The sequence below is a fragment of the Pseudomonas sp. IPO3778 genome (assembly GCF_013386825.1).
GTDB lineage: Bacteria > Pseudomonadota > Gammaproteobacteria > Pseudomonadales > Pseudomonadaceae > Aquipseudomonas.
Genome location: NZ_JACARC010000051.1, coordinates 90194 through 112336 on the forward strand (window position 1 = coordinate 90194; position 22143 = coordinate 112336).

Sequence of the window (22143 nt, forward strand, 5' to 3'; positions counted from 1 at the left end):
GGCTGGCAGCGGCGCGTTCGTAAAGTGTCCCACAGACTGATTCCGAACCCTTGGAGTGTGACCATGTTTTTGCGTAAACCCTGGCTGTTGGCTGGCTGCCTGATGGCGCTGAGCCTTCCTGTGCTGGCGTCCCCGGCTGAAACCTTCGCCTTCGGTGAGGCTGCGCCCGCTGCCAAGGCCACCCGCACCGTGGAAGTGGTGCTGCAGGACATTTCCTTTTCGCCCAAGGCTATCGATGTGAAAGCCGGTGAGACCGTGCGCTTTGTGCTGGTCAATAAAGGCCAGTTGCTCCATGAGTTCAACCTGGGCGACGCCGCCATGCACGCGGCACATCAGAAAGAAATGCTCCAAATGCAGGCCAGCGGCATGCTGACGGCGACCGGCATGGGCAAAATGGATCACAGTGCGATGGGCCATGGCGACATGGGCGGCATGAAACACGACGACCCCAACAGCGTGCTGGTAGAGCCGGGCAAGACCGCTGAATTGACCTGGACCTTTGCCAAGGCCACCGGTTTGGAGTTCGCCTGCAACATTCCCGGGCACTACCAGGCGGGTATGGTGGGCAAGCTGACGGTCAGCCAGTAAGCCACTGATGGGTAAAGGCGGGTAGAATGGCGGCGTTTATTTAGCCAGGTTTCCGCCATGCATCCCGCAGCCGAACATTCGCCGCTGGGCAAGTCCAGTGAATACATCTCCACCTACACCCCGTCGTTGTTGTTTCCGATTCCCCGCGCCGCCAAGTGGGCCGAGCTGGGCCTGAGCGCCGAGACCCTGCCCTACAAGGGCGTGGATTTCTGGAACTGCTTCGAACTGTCCTGGCTGCTGCCATCCGGCAAGCCGGTGGTGGCCATCGGTGAATTCAGTATTGCGGCCGACTCGCCGAACATCATCGAGTCCAAGTCGTTCAAGCTGTACCTCAATTCGTTGAACCAGACGGCGTTTGCCGATGTGCAGGACCTTGAAGCGACCTTGCGCACCGACCTGAGTGCTGCCGCCGGCAAGCCGGTGGGCGTGCGCATCCGCAGCCTGGGTGAGGTCGAAGCCGAAGGCGTGGTCGCGTTGCCGGGTGTGTGCATTGATGACCTGGACATTACCGTCAGCAACTACGAGCACCCGCGTCCGGAGCTGCTGCGTTGCGACGAATCCCGTGTGGTGGAGGAGAGCGTCCACAGCCATCTGCTCAAGTCCAACTGCCCGGTGACCAGCCAGCCCGACTGGGGCAGCGTGGCGGTGGAGTACCGGGGGGCGGCGCTGGATCACGCCAGCCTGCTGGAATACCTGGTGAGCTTCCGCCAGCACTCGGACTTTCATGAGCAGTGCGTGGAGCGGATCTTTCTCGACCTGCAGCGTCTGCTCAAGCCGGAGAAATTGACGGTGTATGCGCGGTATGTGCGTCGGGGCGGGCTGGATATCAACCCGTACCGCAGTACGGAAACTGTGCAGTTCCAGAACGTGCGTCTGGCGCGTCAGTAGTCTTCACCCAAAACAAATGTGGGAGCGGGCTTGCTCGCGAAAGCGGTGTATCAGCCAGCCTATGTATCAGCTGACGGACCGCCTTCGCGAGCAAGCCCGCTCCCACATTTGAGAGGTGTCCGGCTTTTAGATCCCGATGTTACCCAGGGTCACCACAATGTTGCGCAAGGTTCCGGCGATGCCCGGGTGGTCCAGTTCGAAGCGTTCGACCGCCAGGTTCACACCGTCGGCGATACTCGGGTCCTGAATGGCGCCTTCCAGCGGCTGCTGAACTTCCAGTTCGGCAATCAGTGTTTCCAGCTCTTCGCGTTTTTCGGGAAGCATCAGCGGGTTCTGATCCAATTGCTCGCGCAATGATTTGACCTGTTCTTGCAGTTGTTCGCGGGCAGGCATGGCGTTCTTCCTTTTATCGATAGGCACTGGCATAGACCGCGGCGCGCCGTGAAAGGTCTACGGGCTGACCTGTAGATTAATCCACTGGCGCCGACTGTGCATGATCTCGATCAGGGCTTCTCGCCTTTGAGCTGGCGCAGGCTGATGTCTGCCAGGCAGGTGTGCAATTCGCCGAGGTGATCAATCACCGAGTGCACGCCCAGTCCGTACAGTGCAACCGTCGCCTTGGCGCGTTTGTGCTCGCGCTCCTGTTCGCTGAGGGCTTGCCACTGCGTGGGGGAAAGCCCGCACAGTGAGCCGCAGGAGGCCAGGCCGATGGTCCACAGGCCGGCGTTGAGGCCTGATTGCAGCAGGCGTGGTTCACCGCTGACCAGGACGCAGCCTTCCAGGCGTTCGATATTCAGGTCCATCAACGCCTGCCAGCAGGCGTGGGGCGCGGGCCAGCGGGTGGTGGAGGGCTTGGCGGCCTTGATCCAGCGCGGCAGCCCTTTGGCCAGGGGGGTAGAAACCGAAAGGGGTAACTCGTCCAGCCAGGCGCAAGGTACGCGCTGTTCTTCGAGGCTGCGCAGGATCTTCAGGGCGCCGACGGTGGCATGGGGGTCGGTTGACGGGGCGGAATCGGCGCGGGCCTGGGAACCAAAATCCACCAGGCAGCCACTCAGCCCGAACAGTACGGCCGTCAAGGACGGGGCGCTGGCAATAACAATTTCGGCGTGTGGCATTTCGACGTCCCTGAAATAGCATTGACGCTATAGGGCTCGGATGACAGGCAAGTTACACCGGCTGTAATTGTAGGAATTTTGTGCATTTACCTGAATGACATTTCTGCAAGGCTGCCTAATCCGACACTTCCGTCATATACTGACGGCCTCATTCAGGGCATAGCGCCCATGACAGACCATTCAAGGAGTTCAAGCTATGCGCTGGAGCCAATGTCTAGCTCAGCTATCCGTATGTGCCAGCGTATTGCTGGTTCCTTTCGCGGCCCAGGCGGCCTCGGAAGACGATCCATGGGAAAGCGTCAACCGCCCGATCTTCACCTTCAACGACACCGTTGATACCTACGCCCTTAAGCCTTTGGCCCAAGGCTATCAGTTCGTGACCCCGCAATTTGTGCAAGACGGCGTTCACAACTTCTTCCGCAACATCGGCGACGTCGGCAACTTTGCCAACGACGTGTTGCAACTCAAGCCGCACGCCGCGGGTGTCGACACTGCCCGCCTGCTGTTGAACACCACGTTTGGCGTGTTGGGCTTCATTGATGTCAGCACCAAAATGGGGCTGCAACGCAACGACGAAGACTTCGGCCAGACCCTCGGCCACTGGGGCGTCGGCAGCGGTCCTTACGTGATGTTGCCACTGCTGGGCCCAAGCACCCTGCGTGACGCGCCGTCGAAGTACGTGGACAGCTACACCCAGCCTTACCGCTACATGAACGATATCGGCTGGCGCAACAGCACCTTCGGCCTGAATATCGTCGATACACGTGCCAGTCTGCTGTCTTCCGAGAAGCTGATCAGCGGCGACAAATACACCTTCATCCGCAATGCGTACCTGCAGAACCGCGAGTTCAAGGTCAAGGATGGCAAGGTTGTAGACGATTTTTAAGCCTCGGGCTTGAATGAAGAAGGCGGCCCTCGGGTCGCCTTTTTCGTGGGCGGGATTTGAGGTTTATCCGTGGGTTACGTCCTTACTTTAAGTCGCCGTTTCAGGCGTTCTTATAACCACCGGTGATTTACGGTGTAAAGACGCCCGGCGACCATCGCCATGAGCTTGAAACCCCTGGCGGATGGGAGTACCGTCTGCGCCTTAGAAGGGCACCTCTGCTTTACCTTTGTGCATGGGTAATATCCCAGCGCTTTGTAGGACAGAGAGGCTAGAAAGCGAATCCAGTAGTGAGCCCGGCCATTGTCGAGCTGCCTACGCCAACCTAATTCTGGCGCCGTTTGCCCACATGCAGAAAACCAGTGCCACGCTGCTGATAATCGATGACGACGAAGTAGTGCGCGCGAGTCTCGCGGCCTATTTGGAAGACAGTGGCTTCAGCGTCCTGCAGGCCAGCAACGGCCTCCAGGGTCTCCAGGTGTTCGAGCGCGACAAGCCCGACCTGGTTATCTGCGACCTGCGCATGCCTCAGGTGGGCGGCCTTGAGCTGATCCGCCAGGTGACCGACCTTTCCCCGCAGACGCCGGTGATCGTTGTGTCCGGTGCCGGCGTGATGAACGATGCCGTCGAGGCCTTACGCCTGGGCGCTGCCGATTACCTGATCAAGCCCCTGGAAGACCTGGCGGTGCTGGAGCACTCGGTGCGCCGCGCCCTGGATCGTGCCCGGTTGCTGCTGGAAAACCAGCGTTACCGTGAAAAGCTCGAAACCGCCAACCGCGAACTCGAAGCGAGCCTGAACCTGCTCCAGGAAGACCAGAACGCCGGTCGCCAGGTGCAGATGAACATGTTGCCGGTGAGTCCATGGACCATCGACGAGTTCAAGTTTGCCCACCAGATCATCCCGTCGTTGTACCTCTCGGGCGATTTTGTCGACTACTTCCGCGTTGATGAGCGGCGTGTCGCGTTCTACCTGGCCGACGTTTCCGGCCACGGCGCCTCCTCGGCATTCGTGACCGTGTTGTTGAAGTTCATGACCACACGGCTGCTGTTCGAATCCAAGCGCAATGGTACCTTGCCGGAGTTCACCCCTTCGCAAGTGCTGGGCCACATCAACCGGGGCCTGATCAGCTGTAAGCTGGGCAAGCACGTGACGATGGTCGGCGGCGTGATTGATGAAGAAACAGGTCTTTTGACCTACAGCATTGGCGGTCACCTGCCATTGCCGGTTTTATACACTCCAGACAGTGTGCGCTACCTGGAAGGGCGTGGTTTGCCAGTGGGCTTGTTCAATGAAGCCACCTACGAAGACCACATTCTGGAACTGCCGCCGACATTCAGCCTGACGCTGATGTCCGACGGTATCCTGGACCTTTTGCCAGAGCCTACACTCAAAGAGAAAGAAGCCGCCTTACCCCAACGGGTCAGGTCGGCGGGCGGCAGCCTGGATGGCCTGCGGCAGGTTTTTGGATTGGCCACGCTAGGGGAGATGCCGGATGATATCGCCCTATTGGTGTTGAGCAGGAATCTTTGATGAGTACCGGAAGAATCCAATTCGCCGAGCAAGACGGGACTTTTGTCCTGAAGTTTGTCGGTGAAGTGCGCCTGACCTTGTGTTCGGCGCTGGATGCGACGATTGAGCGGATTTTCACAGCCTTGAATTTCTCGGCGATCGTGATCGATCTGACCGAAACCCGCAGCATCGATAGCACCACCCTTGGGCTGTTGGCCAAGTTGTCCATTCTGTCTCGGCAGAAGGTCGGACTGCTGCCGACCGTCGTCACCACCCACGAAGACATCACCCGTCTGTTGCAGTCCATGGGCTTTGATCAAGTGTTCAACATTGTTGACCGCCCGATCCCGTGCCCGGAATGCCTGACCGACCTGCCGTCCCAGGACCAGTCCGAGGAAGTGGTAAGGATCAAGGTGCTGGAAGCCCACAAGATCCTGATGGGCTTGAACGACTCCAACCGTGAGGCGTTCCACGACCTGGTGAATGCGCTAGAGCGCCACTGATTTCCAGCTGAAACACTGTCAAAGTGTGGGAGGGGGCTTGCTCNNGCAAGCCCCCTCCCACATTTTTGACTGAGTTCGGCTCGAAATCGGCTAATACAAAAAAAGGGCGGCACCCTTACAGGTGCCGCCCTTTTTGTCGCCGCCGTTTTTAGAGCTTGGCGGTCAACAGCGCTTCGAGTTTTTCCTGGTCGCGGGCGAACTGACGAATGCCCTCGGCCAGCTTCTCGGTGGCCATTGCATCTTCGTTGGACTCCCAACGGAACTGCGCTTCGGTCAAGTGCACACGCGCTTCACCTGCATGGCCCGGCGCCAGCTTGCGTTCCAGCTTGCCGTTGTCGGCGGCCAGTTTTTCCAGCAAGTCCGGGCTGATGGTCAGGCGGTCGCAACCGGCCAACTCTTCGATCTGGCTCAGGTTGCGGAAACTCGCACCCATCACCACGGTCTTGTAGCCATTGGCCTTGTAGTAGTTGTAGATGCGCGTCACCGACTGCACGCCCGGATCATCGGAACCGGTGTAGTCGTTGCCGTTGGCCTTCTTGTACCAGTCGTAGATGCGGCCCACGAACGGCGAAATCAGGAACACGCCGGCTTCAGCGCAAGCCACGGCCTGGGCGAAGGAGAACAGCAGGGTCAGGTTGGTCTGGATGCCTTCCTTTTCCAACTGTTCGGCGGCGCGGATGCCTTCCCAGGTGGAGGCGATCTTGATCAGCACGCGGTCGCGGCCAATGCCGGCCTTTTCGTACAGGTCGATCAGACGGTGCGCGCGCTTGAGTACGGCGTCGGTGTCGAACGACAGGCGGGCATCCACTTCAGTGGAAATGCGGCCGGGCACCACTTTCAGGATTTCCTGGCCGACGGCGACCGCGAAACGGTCGCTGGCCAGGCCTACATCGCCGTTGCAGTCGGCAACGCACTCATCCAGCAGCTTGGCATAAGCCGGGATCGATGCGGCCTTGAGCAGCAGCGAAGGGTTCGTGGTGGCGTCCACCGGCTTGACGCGAGCGATAGCTTCAAAGTCGCCGGTATCGGCAACGACCGTGGTGATTTGTTTGAGTTGTTCCAGCTTGGAAGTCATGGGCGTGCTCTGTCCTATGGGTCTGATGACATTACCCGAGCGCTGACAGCCGCTCAAGGGCGCAAATGCATTCGATCGTTTGCGAGGGCAACAACCTGAAAACAGCCGTTTGAAACACCGGCCACTGCTGAATAGGAGGCCAAAACAGCCGGCAGGTTCAACCCGACTGCCCGATGACCACTCCGATCAAACGCTGGGACCTGGCCTGCCTGCGATGACGCCCCAATCCTCCTGACACCCCCCCACCCAAAATGTGGGAGCGGGCTTGCTCGCGAAGGCGTCGTGTCAGCCTCCAAATAAACCCACTGACACCCAACTCACCGCCCCTCCAACAACTCCCCCGCCTTATCCAGCAACGCCAGCGGATCACTGGCCTTATGAATATCCACCGACAACAACTGCCGAAACTTCCGAGCCCCCGGGAAACCCGTCCCCAGCCCCAGAACATGGCGTGTGATGTGGTGCATCGACCCACCTGTTGCCAGATGCTCGGCTATATAAGGACGCAACTGCGCCAGCGCCTCGGCCCGGGTGATCGCCGGCGCAGTGCTGCCAAACAGCTGCTGATCTACCTCGGCCAGCACATACGGATTATGATAAGCCTCACGGCCCAGCATCACACCGTCGAACGTCTGCAAATGCTCCTGGCACTGCTCCAGCGTCTTGATCCCGCCGTTGAGAATGATCTCAAGCTCCGGGAAATCCTGCTTCAACTGCGCCGCCACGTCATAGCGCAGTGGCGGGATGTCCCGATTCTCCTTCGGTGACAGACCTTCCAGGATGGCGATTCGCGCATGCACCGTGAAACTGGTGCAGCCCGCGTCCTTCACCTGTCCGACGAAATCGCACAGCTCGGCGTAACTGTCCCGGCCATTGATACCGATGCGGTGCTTCACCGTCACGGGGATCGACACCGCGTCCTGCATCGCCTTCACGCAATCCGCCACCAAGGCCGGGTGCGCCATGAGGCAGGCGCCGATCATATTGTTCTGCACCCGGTCGCTGGGGCAGCCGACGTTGAGGTTCACCTCGTCGTAGCCGGCGTCCTGGGCCATACGGGCGCAGGCGGCCAGGTCGGCGGGGACGCTGCCACCCAGCTGCAACGCAAGCGGGTGCTCGGCCTCGTTGTGGCGCAGGAAGCGTTCGTGATCGCCGTGGAGGATTGCGCCGGTGGTCACCATCTCGGTGTAGAGGAGGGCGTTTTTGGACAGCAGGCGCAGGAAGAAGCGGCAGTGTCTGTCTGTCCAGTCCATCATGGGTGCAACGCTAAAGCGCCGAGACAGCGCGGGGCTTGATTCTGCTGGGCTAAAGCTCTGTTTATCTAGCATTTTACTCAACGTGTTCTTGGCGTGTTTTAGGGCGTTTTCAGGCGTTTTTGAGGGCTCGGTGGTACGATGTACCACTTCAAAACTGACGCGTACCACTTTCGATATGGCGACTATCAGGGCAAGAAAACTGGCGGATGGGACTGTGAGCTACACGGCTCAAATCCGCATCAAACGCGACGGAGTGCAAGTCTACCAAGAGAGCCAGACATTCGCCCGAAAACAGGCTGCCCAGGCATGGACGCGCAAGCGTGAATCGGAGCTGGATCAGCCTGGAGCGATCGAGCGTGCGAGCCGGCAGGGCGTCACCGTCAAAGAAATGATCGACCAGTACCTGGTGGAAGTGGAAAAGGCTCGGCCCTTGGGCAAAACCAAGAAGGCCACACTTGAGGCCATTGGCAGGATGGATATCGGAAAGCTCAGCGATACCGACGTCACAACCCAATGCCTCGTCGACTTCGCCCTCTGGCGAATGAGCGGAGAAGGTGGCGGGGTTCAGCCACAAACCGCTGGCAACGACCTGGCGCACCTCGGCGCTGTTCTGGCGATCGCCAAAGATGCCTGGGGCTACCAGGTCGACCCGCTAGCCATGGGGGGCGCCCGCCGGGTGCTTCGCAAGTTGGGCTATAACCTCAAAAGCCGTGAGCGGGAGCGCCGGCCGACTTTGGACGAGTTGGGAAAGGTGCTGGCGCACTTCCAGTCCATGCAGGGGCGGCGGCCAACCGTCATTAATATGCTGAAAGTCGTGGGCTTTGCCCTGTTCTCCACGCGCCGATTGGATGAAATAACCCGTATCCAGTGGGCGGACGTCGACGAGCCAGGCCAGCGAGTGCTGGTGCGTGACATGAAAAACCCCGGGCAGAAGATCGGCAACGATGTTTGGTGTTATCTGCCGGACGAAGCGTGGCAGATCCTCCAGTCAATGCCGAAGGCCGGCGACGACATATTCCCCTACAGCCCTGAGTCAATTTCCACGTCCTGGGCGAGAGCCTGTAAGTTCCTGGAAATTGTGGATCTGCACTTTCATGACCTTCGCCATGAGGGCGTCAGCCGACTGTTCGAAATGGATTGGGATATCCCGCGTGTGGCAAGTGTGTCTGGCCACCGGGATTGGAATTCAATGAGGCGCTACACCCACCTACGTGGCAAAGGTGATCGCTACGTGGGCTGGGAATGGCACGAAAAAATACTGAGGGCGCCCGTCCAACTGGGCGCCGCATCAGAGAAGCGGCTCAAACGGCGTGTTTTATCCCGTTGAGCTGGTTGTGCTCTTTAACCGCGGCCGCGCGTTGTAGATCGAGGTAGGCTGCCAGGTCGGTGAGGTGGACACCCTTCGCCGACTTCTGGCTCGGTTCCAGGCGAGTGATCGGCAACTTGATCTGACCACTCATCACCTTACGCTGGAACATGTCTGGCGTCAGGTGCGTGAAGTAATCCCGGCAAACCAGCTCCAGCGAGATAATCGCCTGGCCTTCGTATTGGGCCATCAGGATAAACGCTGTGTTCATGATGTTCCCCTTACATCCGAAACGATTGATGAGTGAACCTTGCCTGGACCGTGAGTTCTGCAGGTTGTGCTCCGTCATCCTGGACCTCGCAAACAAACCGGTGTCTTCCCCGATTCGGCGCGCTCAGGGCGGCGGTGAGGCCCGGTACAACATTGGTGCATCGCTCGTATGCGTGGGGCCCGCTCCAGCTTTCAGCCCTCACCACTTGGCAATCCGTTCGTGTCGCATCCGCGCACAGGTAAAGCAGAAGAAATACGGTCATACGCCAACCTCCTGCTGAGCCATGATCATTGCCCTCCCATGAGTATGCGTGTGAGCGCATTGGGCTGGCCTTCGGGCGTCAGCTTGTCGAGAGGTTGGGTGATGCTGCGACCGTTTGCAGCGCGCAAGGTGGCGACGTTGCCATCTATCCCAATAAGCACGCCTTTAGGAGCGGTGAGACGGTATTCCCGGCCACCGCCGCTCATTTCGACATAGGTGACCATGTCGCCGATTGCCAACGGGGTTGTGGTAGCCTCACCGGTGCCGCCTTTGGGTTGATTCACTTGCATGGTGCTTCTCCTTTGGGTGGTCGGTGTCGAGGGGTTGCAGCCCCTCGGCACCACCTTCTTACTGGCTTTCGCCGGTTGGGTTTTGCTTCCGCACCAGGTGCAGCAGCAGGTTTTCAAACTCTACAAATTCATCCGTTTCCGACTGCCACTCCAGGACTGCCTGGATCTGCTCCCGGCTGCACTCCAGCACGAGGAACTCTCTTTCAGTTGCCGCACGAACCTCCAGGATCGCGACCAGCCCGGCTGGGTCGTAGGCTTCGGCGTGAACAATTTTCCCGGACTCGTTAAACCAGGCGTTCAGCTCTTTCCGGTGCCGAAGGCGGTTGGTTTCGCCCTGTGGACCATCACCAGTGATGACTTGTACGTGCATGGTGCTTCTCCTTTGGGTGGCAGGCGTTGCAGCGTCTGCGGATGGTTCGTCAGGCCTGGAAGTGCCAGCACTTCACGATGGGTTGTTTGGTGATGACCGCGTTGCTGGTCTTTGCCTGGTGGGCACGGACCGCGCTATCCGTCGCTTTGTTGGTGTCGAGTAACTTCCTCGAGCGTGAATCTTTTAGGCGCTCGCGCAGCTCGCTGACGTCGGCAATCTTCTGGCGATGCTCGGCCGCGCACTTCACAAAGTCGTTTAGGTTGATTGCGATGATGTTGTCTTTCTTGCTGTGGTTAACCACCGGGCCATCGGCGTCGAGGCCTTCCAGGTATTCGTATACCTCCCAGAATTCAGCCACCACCGGGTGGTCGGAGCTGATTGAAGACTGGCGCTCGATCGCCATGCGAATGATCTGCGTGCGGGTGTGGCTGATCTGTGGCTCGGTCAGTGGCACGACCATGCATAGACAGTCGAGGAGGGCGAGCAGTTGGGCGTGGTTCTTATTTATCCGCTCGACGCGGATGTATCCGCGCAGCTTGTTGCCGCAGTGCTGACAATCGGTTTGCTCATCCAGAAACGGGGCCTCACAGGCGTAGCAATGCGAATGCAGGTTGCGCAACTTCGCCTCGTAGCCAGGTACGCGCTGGGCGAACAGCTCCAGCACTTCCAGCTCTTTGCGCACGGCCTGCAGCACAAAGTTGCTGAGCGTTGAGCCCTCCAGCGCGTTGAGCCGATCTGCCGCCGTACGGCTCTCGGGAGTTACGTTCGGGCGCACAAAGTGCAGTTTCACAATCCGAGTCATGATCGCTTCAGACGCCACTACGGGGGCGTTCTGGCTGATGGCAATCGTGCCGCGAAAAGGGGGCTCGTAGGTTTCGTTGCCGGCGGTTTTAACGCCCTTGGTCGCGAGCGTTCCGCCCCCGTAGTAATCCTTGAGTTCGTCCCATTCGAAGGTCTTGGCCTGTGCCTTGTCGTCGCCGCTGCGGTCCGACTCCAGAAGCACAATGGGCATGCCGGACACCTGACCCATAAGCCGGCTGCGGCCAGCCTTTGTAGATTTGGATGGGTCGAAGCCTTCGTAACCGTCCCGGCCCGCCAGTTTCCAGAGCAAGGTGAGCAGAGTGGTCTTGCCGGCGCCGGCTTCGCCTGTGGCTTCAAGGAAAGGAAACGATTGGTACCGCCCGCGGATCTGTTCGGCGAACAGTGAACCAAACCAGAAGGTCAGCGCCACGATGCCCTGGGCGCCGAAGCACTGCCACAGCAGGCCCAGCCACTGCTGGTCGTATGTTTTGCTGTCCTTCTCCAGATCGATCTTCACACCTTTTTGCAGGGTTTTGAGCTTGAGCTTGCCCATCTCAAAGAACTCCTCCTCGTTGATGTGGATGACCTGGCCTTCGCGGACTGCGACGTCGTTGAACACGTAGCAGTGGTATTCCTTGCTGTACCCCACGTAGTCGATGGTCTGTACTGTTTTGATGCCGAAAAGCTGGTCTTTCATGAGTTTGTCCAACTGTTGCCCACTGCCGGTGAACACGGCCCCGGCACCCATGCCGAGAAGTCTTTTTTTGAATTCGCTGGCGGCGGCGACCTGGCCACCGGTGAAGGTGTTTTTCACTGAGCCACCGTCGTGGGGAAAGTCGACGCGGAAGAAGTACCAGGACTCGTCAGTAATCTCGTTACGCTGGAAATAGAGGGCTTTTGGATAGCAGTTGGCGATTTCAACGACGCAGCCGGCCACGCTCAACGCTTTCTCCCGAAGCTGTTTTTCGGAGAGCGTTTGGGCTTCCTGGTCATCGCTTTTTTCCAATGCCTGCTTGGCGCTGTTGTACTTCGCGAGGTCCAACTTCCACCAATACAGGCGAGAGTCGAAACAGAAGTGAAACTCCTCCCGCTCCCGCCACTGGTACATGAGCATCGCCTTATCGCTGGCGTTCTCTGCGATCAGCAGGGCGCCATGGTGGCGGGCTTCCTTCAGGTCCTTTTCGATGCGCTCTGCACGGGCTTTCTCATCGTCAATGAATGCCCAGCGCTGATGCAGATCGTTCCAGTCGACCTTGCGTGCATCCGGTTGCGATACCTGGGCGGCGTCGCAGGTAAAGCCGAGTTCGCGGGAACGCTTTACCCAGGTACGGGTGTACTTGTGAGCGCCTGGCTCGTTGTCCAAGGCCCACACCAACTTGGGTGTTTTACCGCCGCGAGCGGTGATGAGCGCCTTTAACGACTCCTCTGGAAATGCGTTGGACGACAGGGCAGCAACTGCCGAGATACCGTTTTGAATGAGCGCGATGGCATCGAAAATGCCTTCAACGATCCACAGCTCATTCACTTCCAGCAGGTCCAGACACGGTGGGCACCACCAGTGCCCCCTGTAGCTCTTGAGGGGTTGGAAGCGGGCTTTCTTCTTGCCGAAGCGGGACGGCTGATCAATCAAACGCTCCCAATACCCGCCGTGTTCCAGGGGAAAGCGGACGGTTGCGGAGCCAATATTCAGGTCTCGATCGAAGTAGCTTTCCTGGGTGTACCAGCCTTCGATCAGCTCTACGCGGAAACCCCGGGCAAACGACAGATACGCTTTGGCGCTGGCGGATGGCTGCTCGCTGGTGGCCGGTGCACGCTTGCTCCAGTCGTCGAAAAGGTCTGGGTATAGCTCTTTGGTCGGAGCCATGTACCGGCATTTTTCCTCGCGGCCACAGCGTATGAACCAAGGCTCATCGTGGCGCGAAAAAAGGCGTTTCTGGTTGCACTGCGGGCAGGTGCCCTTGCGCATGTAGTGCGTGCCGGCCATGTGCTGAAGGCTGTAGTCAGACTCCAAGCGCTGCAGTACGTCAGCGCGGATCTTGTGCTCCATGGGCTGACGATTCACTGCACATGCTCCGCAACAGCCGCAACGAGCTGCTTTTTCAGCTCGGTGCGCGTCTTGCAGATGCCTGCCAGATAGGGCAAGTCCTCAAGCACCTTCGGTGCCCGCTGTCCGCTCGGTACGTTTCGGTAGCGATCGGAGTACCAAATATCAGCCATCGTGACTTCGTACTGTCTGGTCAACCACAGCAGGTATTGCTGCGCCTGCTGTTCGTCCAGCTCCAGTTTTATGGTGATTTTGCTCATTTCGGCCACCAGTAAGTTGCAAATTCCCCCTACCCACGCGGTGCGGGCATCCATCAGGGATTGGTTTCGGGTTAGTGCGGGAGGTTGCGAGTCAGCAGCAGGCGTGTGGGTACGTTTTTGATCGCTTCGGTGATGCTTTTCAGCGCTTCAACGTAGGTCGGCAGGATTGCTTGGCTCATTTCGCGGTAGGCATTGGCCCTTTGGGCAAGTAACTCCAACTCGCTGCCCTGGGCGGTGTTCATGCCTTTGTCGTAGAGCTGGTCGATGCCGTCAGCTCCGGCATTCAACCGGGCATTTTTGTGGATCTGGTCGCGCTGCAGGTACATTTGTGCGAACAAGTTGGACGCGGTGCGGTTGGAGAAGATGCTCCCGATGGAATCCAACACCTGGTTTTTGTCTTTGATCCCTTTGGCGGCAAGCTGTGGCAGTAAGACTTTTTCCATCCACTCAAACTGGTTTTCCCGGAAAAGTTCGCTGCCTTTGATCGCTCCGACATCAAGAAATGCAATCTGTCCGGCCTTGTCATGTTTGACCTTTGACGGGTCAACAAGCCCCAGCTTTTCCATGTTGTTGGCAGCGCGTTTGGTGGTCTTGCCTTGGTAGACGTTGGAGTAGGCGCTCATCATGGCTGTACCTACACGGTGCCCACCCATTTCCTGCACCAGCGGTTCCAACTGGTAATAAAACGCATCGTCCTTGATGCCTTTGGCCGCGACGCCACCGGTCTTGATCACATTCAGCCATTCATTCGGACCAACGCGACCACCGGTGGCGGTAAGGATGCGCTGCACAATGTCGGCTTGATTGATGAATGCCTCTTTGCTGGCCAGGCCGCCGCGCAACTCGATCACCTTGAGCATGTCCATGAACTTGCGCTCGTTCTCGGAGCCTTCTTCCTCGCCGTACATTGCGTGGTTGGCGAATTTCATTTTGGCGAGGGTACCTGCGTCATAAAGCTTCGTGCGTAGCCCTTGCAGTTGTACACCCTGCTGCTGGTGCTCTTGCTTCAGGCGCTGGGCTTCGCGTACTGCTGCGCGAAAGTCCCTGGTCATGGCCTTGGTTGGTACGCCGGTCCCTGCGAACTGTTGGCTGAGGGCCTTAACTCGCTCGCGGGCAGCATCCAGGGATTGCTTGGTTTCGTCGGCCGCGCTGCGTTGCGCACGCCAGGCACTGACGTCCTTTTGCTGGGAATTGAGTTCCTTCAAGCGGTCCCGGGCGGTTTTGAGGGCGCGGGCAGCTTCCGTGCTGCCCCCGGAGATTTTCTTCAACGGGCCGCTGGCTTTGTCGATGGCGTCTAGCAATACGCGCAGTTTTAAGTCATTCGCCATCAACGTTACTCCGAATCCGCGCCCGTTCGCGCCAGTCCATCAGTTCTTGCAAGCCCAACTGGTCCATGTCGACTGGTGCCCAGTGAAAAACCACCGCCAGGTCAGCCATGGCGTCCTCTACATATCGAGGGAGGCTTCCGTTTTCGCCGACTTCTGCAACAAAAAACTAATGACCTTGCTTCCGATCGCGACCAGGTCTGCGGGGTCCATCGCAGCAGCTTCCTGAGCGGTGATCGTGGGCGTGCTGATGCGCGGGAGGACCTTGATCAGGCTTGCGACGTCTAGGTTGAGCAGGTCGGCTACCTGGAAAAGCGCAACAACATCCTCCGCAACACCATGGGGCTGCTGCCTCCACTGGCCAAGTACATGCGCCGGGGTGTGGACATGGAGACCTATTACCAGGTGCGTGGCTGGAAGGATGAGCACGAGTTTGCCCCTGGTTCGATCTGCCACTTGCGCGAGGCCGATATCAACCAGGAGATCTACGGCCTGCCAGAGTGGCTGGGCGGCAAGCGTCGCCTGGCAGATCGTCTTATTCCGCTGTTTCCACCCCATGAATGCTACGTCGAGGTTTTTGCCGGCGGCGCCGCGCTTTACTTCATGCGGCCCCAGGCTGCGCCGGTTGAAGTTCTCAACGACATCAACGGCGACCTGGTGACGTTGTACCGAGTTGTGCAGAACCACCTTGAGGAGTTCGTGCGGCAGTTCAAGTGGGCGCTCAGCTCCCGCCAGGTGTTCGAATGGCAGAAGATGACCAGGCCGGAAACGCTCACCGACATTCAGCGGGCTGCGCGGTTTTTCTACCTGCAGCACCATGCTTTCGCCGGCAAGGTCAGTGGACAGACCTTCGGTACCGCAACAACTGGCCCAGCCATTAACCTGCTGCGGATCGAGGAGAACCTGTCAGCAGCTTGGCAGCGGCTGTCTGGCACCTATGTTGAGAACCTGGGCTGGCTGGAATGTGCTGAGCGCTACGACCGGCCGCACACCTTCCATTACATGGACCCGCCTTACTGGCAGACCGCTGGCTATGGCGTGGACTTCCCCTTTGAAAACTACGAGCGGATTTCCGACTTCATGCGGCGGTGCAAGGGCAAGGTGATGGTCAGTATTAACGATCACCCCGATATCCGACGCGTGTTTGACGGGTTTCACTTTGAAACAGTGGATATTCGGTACAGCACTACCAATCAGCGGCAGGGGAAAGCCGAGGTCAGCGGAGAATTAGTGATAATGAACTGGGAACCCTCGGCGCTGGGAGGGCTTTTTTGATTTGATATATTAGTGTCAGCCAAGGCTTAGTTTTTTTAAAACATATGTCTTGGCTGACTCACTAATTATCATGAATGATAGTGCTAGCCCATTGGTCATTGCATGGTCTTTGATCTTATTCCATGTTGAGTCAGATCTTATACCGTCCAAAAACTCGTGGCCGGCCCAACTCAGCTCAAATGGCAGTACGTAAATTACTCTGTCTGAGGTGCTTGACTTCACAGGTTCAGCAAACAGCAGGCCAGCATCGTACATAAGTGCGCAGTGATATCGAATAAGCAACTCGCTATAGCCGTCTATCTCGATTGTCTTTGCATACTCTGGTTCAGATTTCGACTCGAAGAAAAATAGAAGTTTCCTCACTAACTCCATATCTCTTTTCATTTAAAGCAAGCTCCATTTACTGTTTAAGCGTCTGGATGACACCAAATCCGAATCTATACTACTTCAATCTTATGGATTAGGTTTGGTCCCTTGTTTCGTACGTTGCCAACTGCTATGTCGACCTTGAACCATTCAAAGGCCTCGGCCGGCTCGCCCTGGTGCAACACCATCTGCTCGGCACGCTCTTTTGGCGTTGCCGGATCAAGCCATTCCCGGGCAAGGTCAGGCGCCAGAACCACGGGCCTCCGGTCGTGAATGTCCACCATGCCGCCGGCACTGTCAGCGGTGATGATCACAAAGCCGTCATGCTCGCCTGGGCCTGCAACGGCGTCCGGTAGTTGGCCGATGGCCGCGCACAAGATCGGCGCGCCGTCCCGCCTACGGATCAGATAAGGCTGTTTCTTTGGCCCACCTTCATCTACCCACTCGAACCAGTTGTCGATAGGCGTGATCGCCCGGTGCGGCCAGATCGCCCGGAAGAATGGCCCGTGGGCGACTTTCTCGACGCGTGCATTGATGGGCGCGGCACGGTCTTTCGCCCAGTGCGGCCTCCATCCCCACCGAACCGCATCAGCGTGCAGCAGGTCACCCTGCAGGTGCAGTAATGCCACTTGGGTGGTTGGGGCTACGTTGTATCGCTCGATCGGCTGATCACCCACCGAGTTTGCCAAGGCATTGGGCATGCTCAGTGCCGCAACAAAGTCGTGGATTCCTCTGTACTGCGACAGTCTTCCGCACATGGTCAAGGCCCTCTCTCGATTTGATCTTAGACAATCGTGATCGGTCCAAACCTCATTTCGTTGATGATCTGTTGCAAACCATCTGCTTTTTGCCTGCTCAAGTTGTCTGACGTTGTCAGCTTTGAGATCTGCTGCCGCATCTCAGCCGCTTCACCACCCTTCTGACGAAGGTAGCCAGCAAACTCTGCATTCTTTGCCTGGGCGTCCAACAGCATCTGGCTGATACCGAAAACATCCGCCCGCGCTTTGCGTAGCTGCGCGTTCAGTTCCTGGATCTCGTTCTCCAGTAGGCGGCAGTGCTGTCGGTACATTTCCAATGGAGTAGGAAGGCCAAGCCATCCGAAGGTGTCGTCGTCATTGTTCATGCGTGCGAATCCAGTACTGTATACGCATACAGTAATTGAGGTTTGACCATGACGCGATTTGAGGCGACGAGCTGTAAGAGGGAAAAGGTTTTTTGTCGGAAAACGTCAGATGGGATAGATGAAATTTTGCCGTTCCGCGGTACGAAAAAACCCAATCAATCGTAGCATTGCTGTCTGTCACAGCAAGCGTAAGGGGGCCGCGTGGGCCAATAAATACGGGTCTTTCAGCGGCGCTCGGCCTGCTGAGCGGTCGCAGCCAGGGCGGTACCACGCTCGCAGCTGCCGGAGTGGGGAGTTGGCGTGCCACAAGTGGGGCATTGACGTGCTACATAGGGGCATTGGCGTGCTTCATCACCCGGCGCGCGCCGTCGTCCCCCCACCTCGCCTGCGGGCTAAATGGGTCGTTTTTTCTGCGTCCCTGCGGACCACTCCCGGCGGCTCAGGCTGGTGCTTTGCTCAGCGCTGTAGGGAGATTAAAAGCCTGCAGAACCCTGCGAAGGTGGATGGTTTTTACAAAGCTCACAAGCGCGCATGGACTGCGAATTCAGTTGGTGCCTCGGGAAAAGGGTTAGGTTTTTTTGAGTGGCACGTATTTAGCTGGAAGGCCCGTATTTGCTGGGCTTGAGAGCTAACTTTGATAGGTTAGGTTGGGTTAGGTAAAAAGTTAGGAATGTATAACTATTTGTTTTTAAAGGAATAAAAATAATGAATATTTAACATCAATAGAGGTTAGGTAATTACCATTGCTAACCAGAAGCTAACTTTGCCAATCCTTCGCAAACCTGCACCACACAAGGCTTTCAGAGCATCCAGAAAAAAACTAACCCTCCTAACCTGTTTCCCGTGGGTCAACATGAAAAATCTGAATGCACATAGGCCGAGGCATCTACTGAAGCTGCTTGCAGGATTGCGCACTCCTCAGCCTTCTCCCATTCACTTGCACACTCTCTCACCTGCATAGTCTGAAATGTTGTCGGTTGCAGGGATTGGACGACTGGACTGACGATCAGCATTACAGCCTGACGAGGCGCATAGGTTTAGTTCTAAGCGAGGGTGATCTGAGGAGGCGAGTTGTACAGAAGTGATGCGGAGAGCTGGTTCGGCTCTAAGGCATGAAGCACTGGCAATGAGCAATGAGTAGGGGCAGCGAGAAAATGTAGCCCTGTCGCCAGTTCCTCCAGTCGTTAGTTAATCCAAATAGAAAGACTCGCAAATTCACCTGTTAATCGTTTTATGTTGGCGTGACCAATAGCCATTCCGACGCTTGTTAGCGAGAACGAGTTCATTTGGGATTCTGTCCATAGTTCAAATACAGGCGCCATATATGGTCTGATCGATACACATTTCTCTCGTATTTCATCATGACTCATTTTCCCCATTTGAAATATCTCACGTATTTTTACTTGGTCATCTTCGTTTATACCGTTCGCTTTGAATCTTTCATCGAGCACTTCTAGATTGTTTGCGCGTACTTGTATTTTTTCACTATCATTTAGGCAGATCATGAATAGATTGGTGTCGAGTCCGATTGAAATTTGCTTGTTTTCAATCTCGCTTTTATCAAATCCCTTTAAGAATAGTCCTGAATAGGTTGAGGCAAGTATACCTTCAAGTGTAAGGGCGTTCATCCTTGGCGTGCCACAGCCTGTAAATTGTAAATGTTGATAGCAGGCAGGATTTTTGATTAGTTTTGTCGAGAAAGGTAGTACATATTTGTCGAAGTACTCACCAAGCATTGCATGATTACCTATCCCTTGGTTTTGTGTGTATCCAAATAAAAAGATGATCGCCAGCACGGCTAAATGGGAGTCGGTAAGCTTTGGTGCCGTCGACAAAGATTCATTTAGTACGATTTGAACAATGTCTCTCTGTTCTTCCTTGCTTCTATCTACCAGCAGATCTATCAAGAGGTCTCCAAGATCTTTATCGCCGTTTCTCGCGTATTCGCGTTGCACCGTAAAAAGTGCATGCTGAAAGTCCGGATCCTGGCCCTTGCCGAAACCGTCAGGATTTTCCTGCTGGAGTTTCTTTAGAAAGTCTTCCGTGATTTCTTCCGCACGAGCTTTTGCAGTCTCCATGGCCGGTCCAGCCAATTGAAAGAAATTTGCTCGAAAAACATCGAGCGCTACATCGCGCACTTCAGAATAGGAAAGACCGTTTTGGGTAATATGGACGTCATTTCCCGCTTGGACGGCGACTGCACCGGTTCCTACATTCTGCTCTTGATTGTCGCCAAACATGCCGGGCCTCATTTGCTGATATTCACGTCACGGCCAGCTTGAATGGCTTTCGAATTCGCACCAACCTTTTGCGATTGGTTAGCCTCTGCTTTCTTTTCCGTGATGAACGCTGCTAGCAAGCTACCAAGCGACACAATGACAGCAGTCACTGAGTCAAAGTCAGGCTTCATAATTGCCCAGACTAAACAGGCGACGAAAGCTGCGAAAAGCACGAGTCTGAGAGCTAAGCGCATAGAAGGAGTCCAGTTTTTTATCAATCGAGCCCTGGATTCTAGAGGGGCTTAGGATAATGGCAAGAAAGATCTCCGGATGATGGTACAAAATTGGTACGCGGGAACAAATGGATCTCTACAAGCCTTTATTTATAAAGGCTAGGCCTAAGGTAGGTCCAATCCATCATGGGGGCCACGGAGAAGCGGCGGGGCAGGTCTTGCTGTGGTGCTGTGTCTGAGGGTATTGGGATCTGGCATGGAGAATGCCAAGGGTGATCGGTTTATCAGCAATGGGTTGGGAGTGATCCTTAGAGCTCTATCTTGGAGGTACTTAATAGTGATTAGCCGGTAGGTCAGTTGTTGGTATTGCGTTGACTAGCACAGTGCTATTACATATGTTACTTGACACTTTATCAGGGAGCGATAGCAGTGGCAGACTCAAGGGTTGTCGGGTTTTTCGGATCGTTTGCGATGTGGCTGCTGTTTGCGGTTTTCTTAATTTTTGCCCTGGGAGCTATCTTCACCAGCTTCCAGTCTGGTTTGATCATGCTTCTCGCAGCCGGCATGTTCGTACCTAAGATCAACAGACTGATCAAAGATAAAACCAATATCACCATCACACCAGGTGGCCGTGCTGTCGTTGCCTTGGTTTGCTTTGGTCTTTTCTTCTACACGAGCAACAAGGCTTTGGATGCTGATCGCGCCGAACGATCTGCTCAGCAAGCGTTAGCCAGCCAGAAAAAGGTGGAGCAGGCCTTGAAGGAAAAGCGCGATTACGTTTCCGCTAACAAAGATGCAATCCTAGCGGAGATGAATGTCTTGACCGACAAGCAGGATTACGCCGGGGCCACTGCCTTGGGCTCTAAGTACAGTGATGCTGGCAGCTTTGAGATTGACCAAGCGCTATCGAAGATCGCGGGGCAAAAGGCTGAGCTTGAAAAGCAGCAAAAGAAATCGACTCTCCTCGCGTCCATTGCGAGCATCCAGCAGGGCGATTACAAAAGTCTTGCAGGCACCTACGCCCAACTAGCCGCTATCGACCAGACCTACGAGGCCAATGCTGATAAATTCTCGAGGCTCGCTACTCAGCAGACTAGAGAAGCGGAAGCCCGAGAACGAGCTGCAGCAGAAAAGGCTCTTCGGCGAAGCATGGGGTTAACCTGGAACTACTCTGATGGTGAGGACAATATGTCCGGAAAACCAGTGCGGCGGGCGTACGTTTCGTCGTTGAATACCGTGGATTTCAAATTTCCGTACAGCGGCGTGCAAAGAGCCACACTCACTATCCGTAAGCATCCACGGTGGGGCACGTCGGTGTATGTAGCTATCGAGAAAGGTCAGTTTGTTTGTGGATACGATGACTGCGATGTGCGCGTCAGATTTTCTAAGGGCAATGCTCTGCGCATGTCAGCCAGCGAGCCTGATGACCACAGCTCCAATTTACTTTTCATCAGCAGTGCGTCGTCGTTCGTTGCCCAAGCTCGGAAGTCCGAAAAAATCTACATCGAGGCCGATTTTTACCAAGAAGGCAGCAGGGTCTTCGAATTCGATAGCTCAGACCTTGAGTGGAAATGATTAGGGTCAAATAACCCCGTCCAATTAATTTCTTCCTTGGTGAGAAACTGCTCGGGCAGAGGATCAACCAATCGGTGCACTTGGAGGGTGCAGTATGTAAGCTGCCCTTTGCCCGATAGCAGCGACATTTATGTCACGGCGGATAACTCGCTCGATTTTGCTGCAGTTCTTCGCAATCAGCGGAACAAACTGGAGGATCTGTACGACGTCTTTCATGGTGATGATGCGGGGGCAGACCATGGGACTCTCCAGTATTCCTTGAGAAATTTCCCACGCTTATCTCAGCTTGCCCCTCAGACCTCGCATCGCTAACCTCCTCAAACCGCTGGAAACCCAGCGGCCGGATGTGGAAGTCCGTACCAGCTAAGACGCAATCGCCTATAAACACCTACCGGCGTTTTTTTACGCCTGTATCATGTGTTTTGGCGGCTGTGCGCGGGGCACTTCGGTGCGCCGGGTCCTTAGCCCTGGTCTTCCACACCTGCGTACAGCTGCCACCCTCATGTGGAAGTGAGATTGGCAGTTCCTGAATAGTTAAGGAGCTTCGCCATGTTCAAAGTCACGCCGAATCCGCCTGTCGCCTCAAAGGGACTGTCAGATTTTTTG

24 protein-coding genes and 1 pseudogene are annotated in these 22143 nt (G+C 56.3%); 8 read left to right on the top strand and 17 right to left on the bottom strand.

Going from position 1 to position 22143, the window contains the following annotated elements:
- The first annotated feature begins 63 nt into the window (after window positions 1–63).
- Window positions 64–588, top strand: a complete 525-nt coding sequence (locus HX855_RS26080; RefSeq protein ID WP_177089720.1) for a plastocyanin/azurin family copper-binding protein — start codon at window positions 64–66, stop codon at window positions 586–588.
- Window positions 589–645: 57 nt separating this feature from the next.
- The gene (queF, locus tag HX855_RS26085) at window positions 646–1476 is read left to right on the top strand and encodes an NADPH-dependent 7-cyano-7-deazaguanine reductase QueF (RefSeq protein WP_177089719.1); all 831 of its coding nucleotides are present in this window, start codon (window positions 646–648) and stop codon (window positions 1474–1476) included.
- A 126-nt stretch (window positions 1477–1602) separates the two neighbouring features.
- On the opposite strand, the gene HX855_RS26090 is transcribed toward queF, so the two are convergent.
- Together HX855_RS26090 and HX855_RS26095 are read right to left on the bottom strand one after the other, a co-directional pair.
- Complete coding sequence (locus tag HX855_RS26090) at window positions 1603–1869, bottom strand: DUF4404 family protein (protein ID WP_177089718.1); 267 nt, start codon at window positions 1867–1869, stop codon at window positions 1603–1605.
- Between the two features lie 110 nt (window positions 1870–1979).
- Window positions 1980–2591 (bottom strand): HAD family phosphatase, encoded by a 612-nt coding sequence (locus tag HX855_RS26095; protein ID WP_177089717.1) that lies wholly within the window; start codon window positions 2589–2591, stop codon window positions 1980–1982.
- Window positions 2592–2787: 196 nt separating this feature from the next.
- Between HX855_RS26095 and HX855_RS26100 the strand changes: the two genes are divergently transcribed.
- The 3 genes from HX855_RS26100 (at window position 2788) to rssC (ending at window position 5487) form a co-directional block, all read left to right on the top strand.
- Complete coding sequence (locus HX855_RS26100) at window positions 2788–3477, top strand: VacJ family lipoprotein (protein ID WP_177089716.1); 690 nt, start codon at window positions 2788–2790, stop codon at window positions 3475–3477.
- A 346-nt stretch (window positions 3478–3823) separates the two neighbouring features.
- Window positions 3824–5005, top strand: a complete 1182-nt coding sequence (rssB, locus tag HX855_RS26105) for a two-component system response regulator RssB (protein ID WP_177089715.1) — start codon at window positions 3824–3826, stop codon at window positions 5003–5005.
- A complete protein-coding gene (gene rssC / locus HX855_RS26110) occupies window positions 5005–5487 on the top strand; it encodes an anti-sigma factor antagonist RssC (RefSeq protein ID WP_068587814.1) in 483 nt (160 codons plus the stop codon). Before rssB ends, rssC begins: the two co-directional genes overlap by 1 nt.
- Before the next feature lie 148 nt (window positions 5488–5635).
- On the opposite strand, the gene tal is transcribed toward rssC, so the two are convergent.
- Window positions 5636–6562: a transaldolase gene (gene tal / locus HX855_RS26115; RefSeq protein ID WP_088424487.1), complete on the bottom strand. Its 927-nt coding sequence runs from the start codon at window positions 6560–6562 to the stop codon at window positions 5636–5638.
- 317 nt (window positions 6563–6879) lie between these two features.
- The gene (dusA, locus tag HX855_RS26120; protein WP_177089714.1) at window positions 6880–7890 is read right to left on the bottom strand and encodes a tRNA dihydrouridine(20/20a) synthase DusA; all 1011 of its coding nucleotides are present in this window, start codon (window positions 7888–7890) and stop codon (window positions 6880–6882) included.
- Window positions 7891–7993: 103 nt separating this feature from the next.
- Here dusA and HX855_RS26125 point away from each other — a divergent pair, with 103 nt between their 5' ends.
- Complete coding sequence (locus HX855_RS26125) at window positions 7994–9145, top strand: site-specific integrase (RefSeq protein WP_177089713.1); 1152 nt, start codon at window positions 7994–7996, stop codon at window positions 9143–9145.
- Here the strand turns inward: HX855_RS26125 and HX855_RS26130 are convergent.
- The 8 genes and pseudogenes from HX855_RS26130 to HX855_RS33515 form a co-directional block, all read right to left on the bottom strand.
- Window positions 9120–9395 carry a pyocin activator PrtN family protein gene (locus tag HX855_RS26130; protein WP_177089712.1) on the bottom strand — a complete coding sequence of 92 codons (276 nt, stop codon included), beginning with the start codon at window positions 9393–9395 and terminating at the stop codon, window positions 9120–9122. The genes HX855_RS26125 and HX855_RS26130 overlap by 26 nt on opposite strands.
- A gap of 287 nt (window positions 9396–9682) precedes the next feature.
- Window positions 9683–9946, bottom strand: coding sequence for a hypothetical protein (locus HX855_RS26135; RefSeq protein WP_177089711.1), 264 nt, complete (start codon window positions 9944–9946; stop codon window positions 9683–9685).
- 58 nt (window positions 9947–10004) lie between these two features.
- The gene (locus HX855_RS26140; RefSeq protein ID WP_177089710.1) at window positions 10005–10316 is read right to left on the bottom strand and encodes a hypothetical protein; all 312 of its coding nucleotides are present in this window, start codon (window positions 10314–10316) and stop codon (window positions 10005–10007) included.
- A gap of 49 nt (window positions 10317–10365) precedes the next feature.
- Window positions 10366–13164: a toprim domain-containing protein gene (locus HX855_RS26145; RefSeq protein WP_218176007.1), complete on the bottom strand. Its 2799-nt coding sequence runs from the start codon at window positions 13162–13164 to the stop codon at window positions 10366–10368.
- Between the two features lie 11 nt (window positions 13165–13175).
- Window positions 13176–13421: a hypothetical protein gene (locus HX855_RS26150; RefSeq protein ID WP_177089708.1), complete on the bottom strand. Its 246-nt coding sequence runs from the start codon at window positions 13419–13421 to the stop codon at window positions 13176–13178.
- A 71-nt stretch (window positions 13422–13492) separates the two neighbouring features.
- Window positions 13493–14749, bottom strand: a complete 1257-nt coding sequence (locus HX855_RS33510; RefSeq protein ID WP_256353092.1) for a hypothetical protein — start codon at window positions 14747–14749, stop codon at window positions 13493–13495.
- Window positions 14739–14858 (bottom strand): GpE family phage tail protein, encoded by a 120-nt coding sequence (locus HX855_RS26160; protein WP_177089707.1) that lies wholly within the window; start codon window positions 14856–14858, stop codon window positions 14739–14741. Before HX855_RS26160 ends, HX855_RS33510 begins: the two co-directional genes overlap by 11 nt.
- Before the next feature lie 8 nt (window positions 14859–14866).
- Window positions 14867–15052, bottom strand: a pseudogene (locus HX855_RS33515) (phage tail assembly protein); the annotation flags it as partial.
- Window positions 15053–15133: 81 nt separating this feature from the next.
- Here HX855_RS33515 and HX855_RS26165 point away from each other — a divergent pair.
- Window positions 15134–16021 carry a DNA adenine methylase gene (locus tag HX855_RS26165; RefSeq protein ID WP_256353091.1) on the top strand — a complete coding sequence of 296 codons (888 nt, stop codon included), beginning with the start codon at window positions 15134–15136 and terminating at the stop codon, window positions 16019–16021.
- Window positions 16022–16036: 15 nt separating this feature from the next.
- Here HX855_RS26165 and HX855_RS26170 read toward each other — a convergent pair whose 3' ends face one another.
- From HX855_RS26170 to HX855_RS26190, 5 genes are all read right to left on the bottom strand, one after another.
- Window positions 16037–16405 carry a DUF2513 domain-containing protein gene (locus HX855_RS26170; RefSeq protein WP_177089706.1) on the bottom strand — a complete coding sequence of 123 codons (369 nt, stop codon included), beginning with the start codon at window positions 16403–16405 and terminating at the stop codon, window positions 16037–16039.
- A 53-nt stretch (window positions 16406–16458) separates the two neighbouring features.
- Window positions 16459–17145, bottom strand: a complete 687-nt coding sequence (locus HX855_RS26175; RefSeq protein WP_177089705.1) for an SOS response-associated peptidase family protein — start codon at window positions 17143–17145, stop codon at window positions 16459–16461.
- A gap of 26 nt (window positions 17146–17171) precedes the next feature.
- Window positions 17172–17510 (bottom strand): hypothetical protein, encoded by a 339-nt coding sequence (locus HX855_RS26180; RefSeq protein WP_177089704.1) that lies wholly within the window; start codon window positions 17508–17510, stop codon window positions 17172–17174.
- Between the two features lie 1184 nt (window positions 17511–18694).
- On the bottom strand, window positions 18695–19750 hold the full coding sequence (locus HX855_RS26185) for an LPO_1073/Vpar_1526 family protein (RefSeq protein ID WP_177089703.1): 1056 nt from the start codon (window positions 19748–19750) through the stop codon (window positions 18695–18697).
- 8 nt (window positions 19751–19758) lie between these two features.
- The gene (locus HX855_RS26190; RefSeq protein ID WP_177089702.1) at window positions 19759–19983 is read right to left on the bottom strand and encodes a hypothetical protein; all 225 of its coding nucleotides are present in this window, start codon (window positions 19981–19983) and stop codon (window positions 19759–19761) included.
- A gap of 450 nt (window positions 19984–20433) precedes the next feature.
- Here HX855_RS26190 and HX855_RS26195 point away from each other — a divergent pair, with 450 nt between their 5' ends.
- Window positions 20434–21537: a hypothetical protein gene (locus tag HX855_RS26195; protein ID WP_177089701.1), complete on the top strand. Its 1104-nt coding sequence runs from the start codon at window positions 20434–20436 to the stop codon at window positions 21535–21537.
- Window positions 21538–22143: the final 606 nt, after the last annotated feature.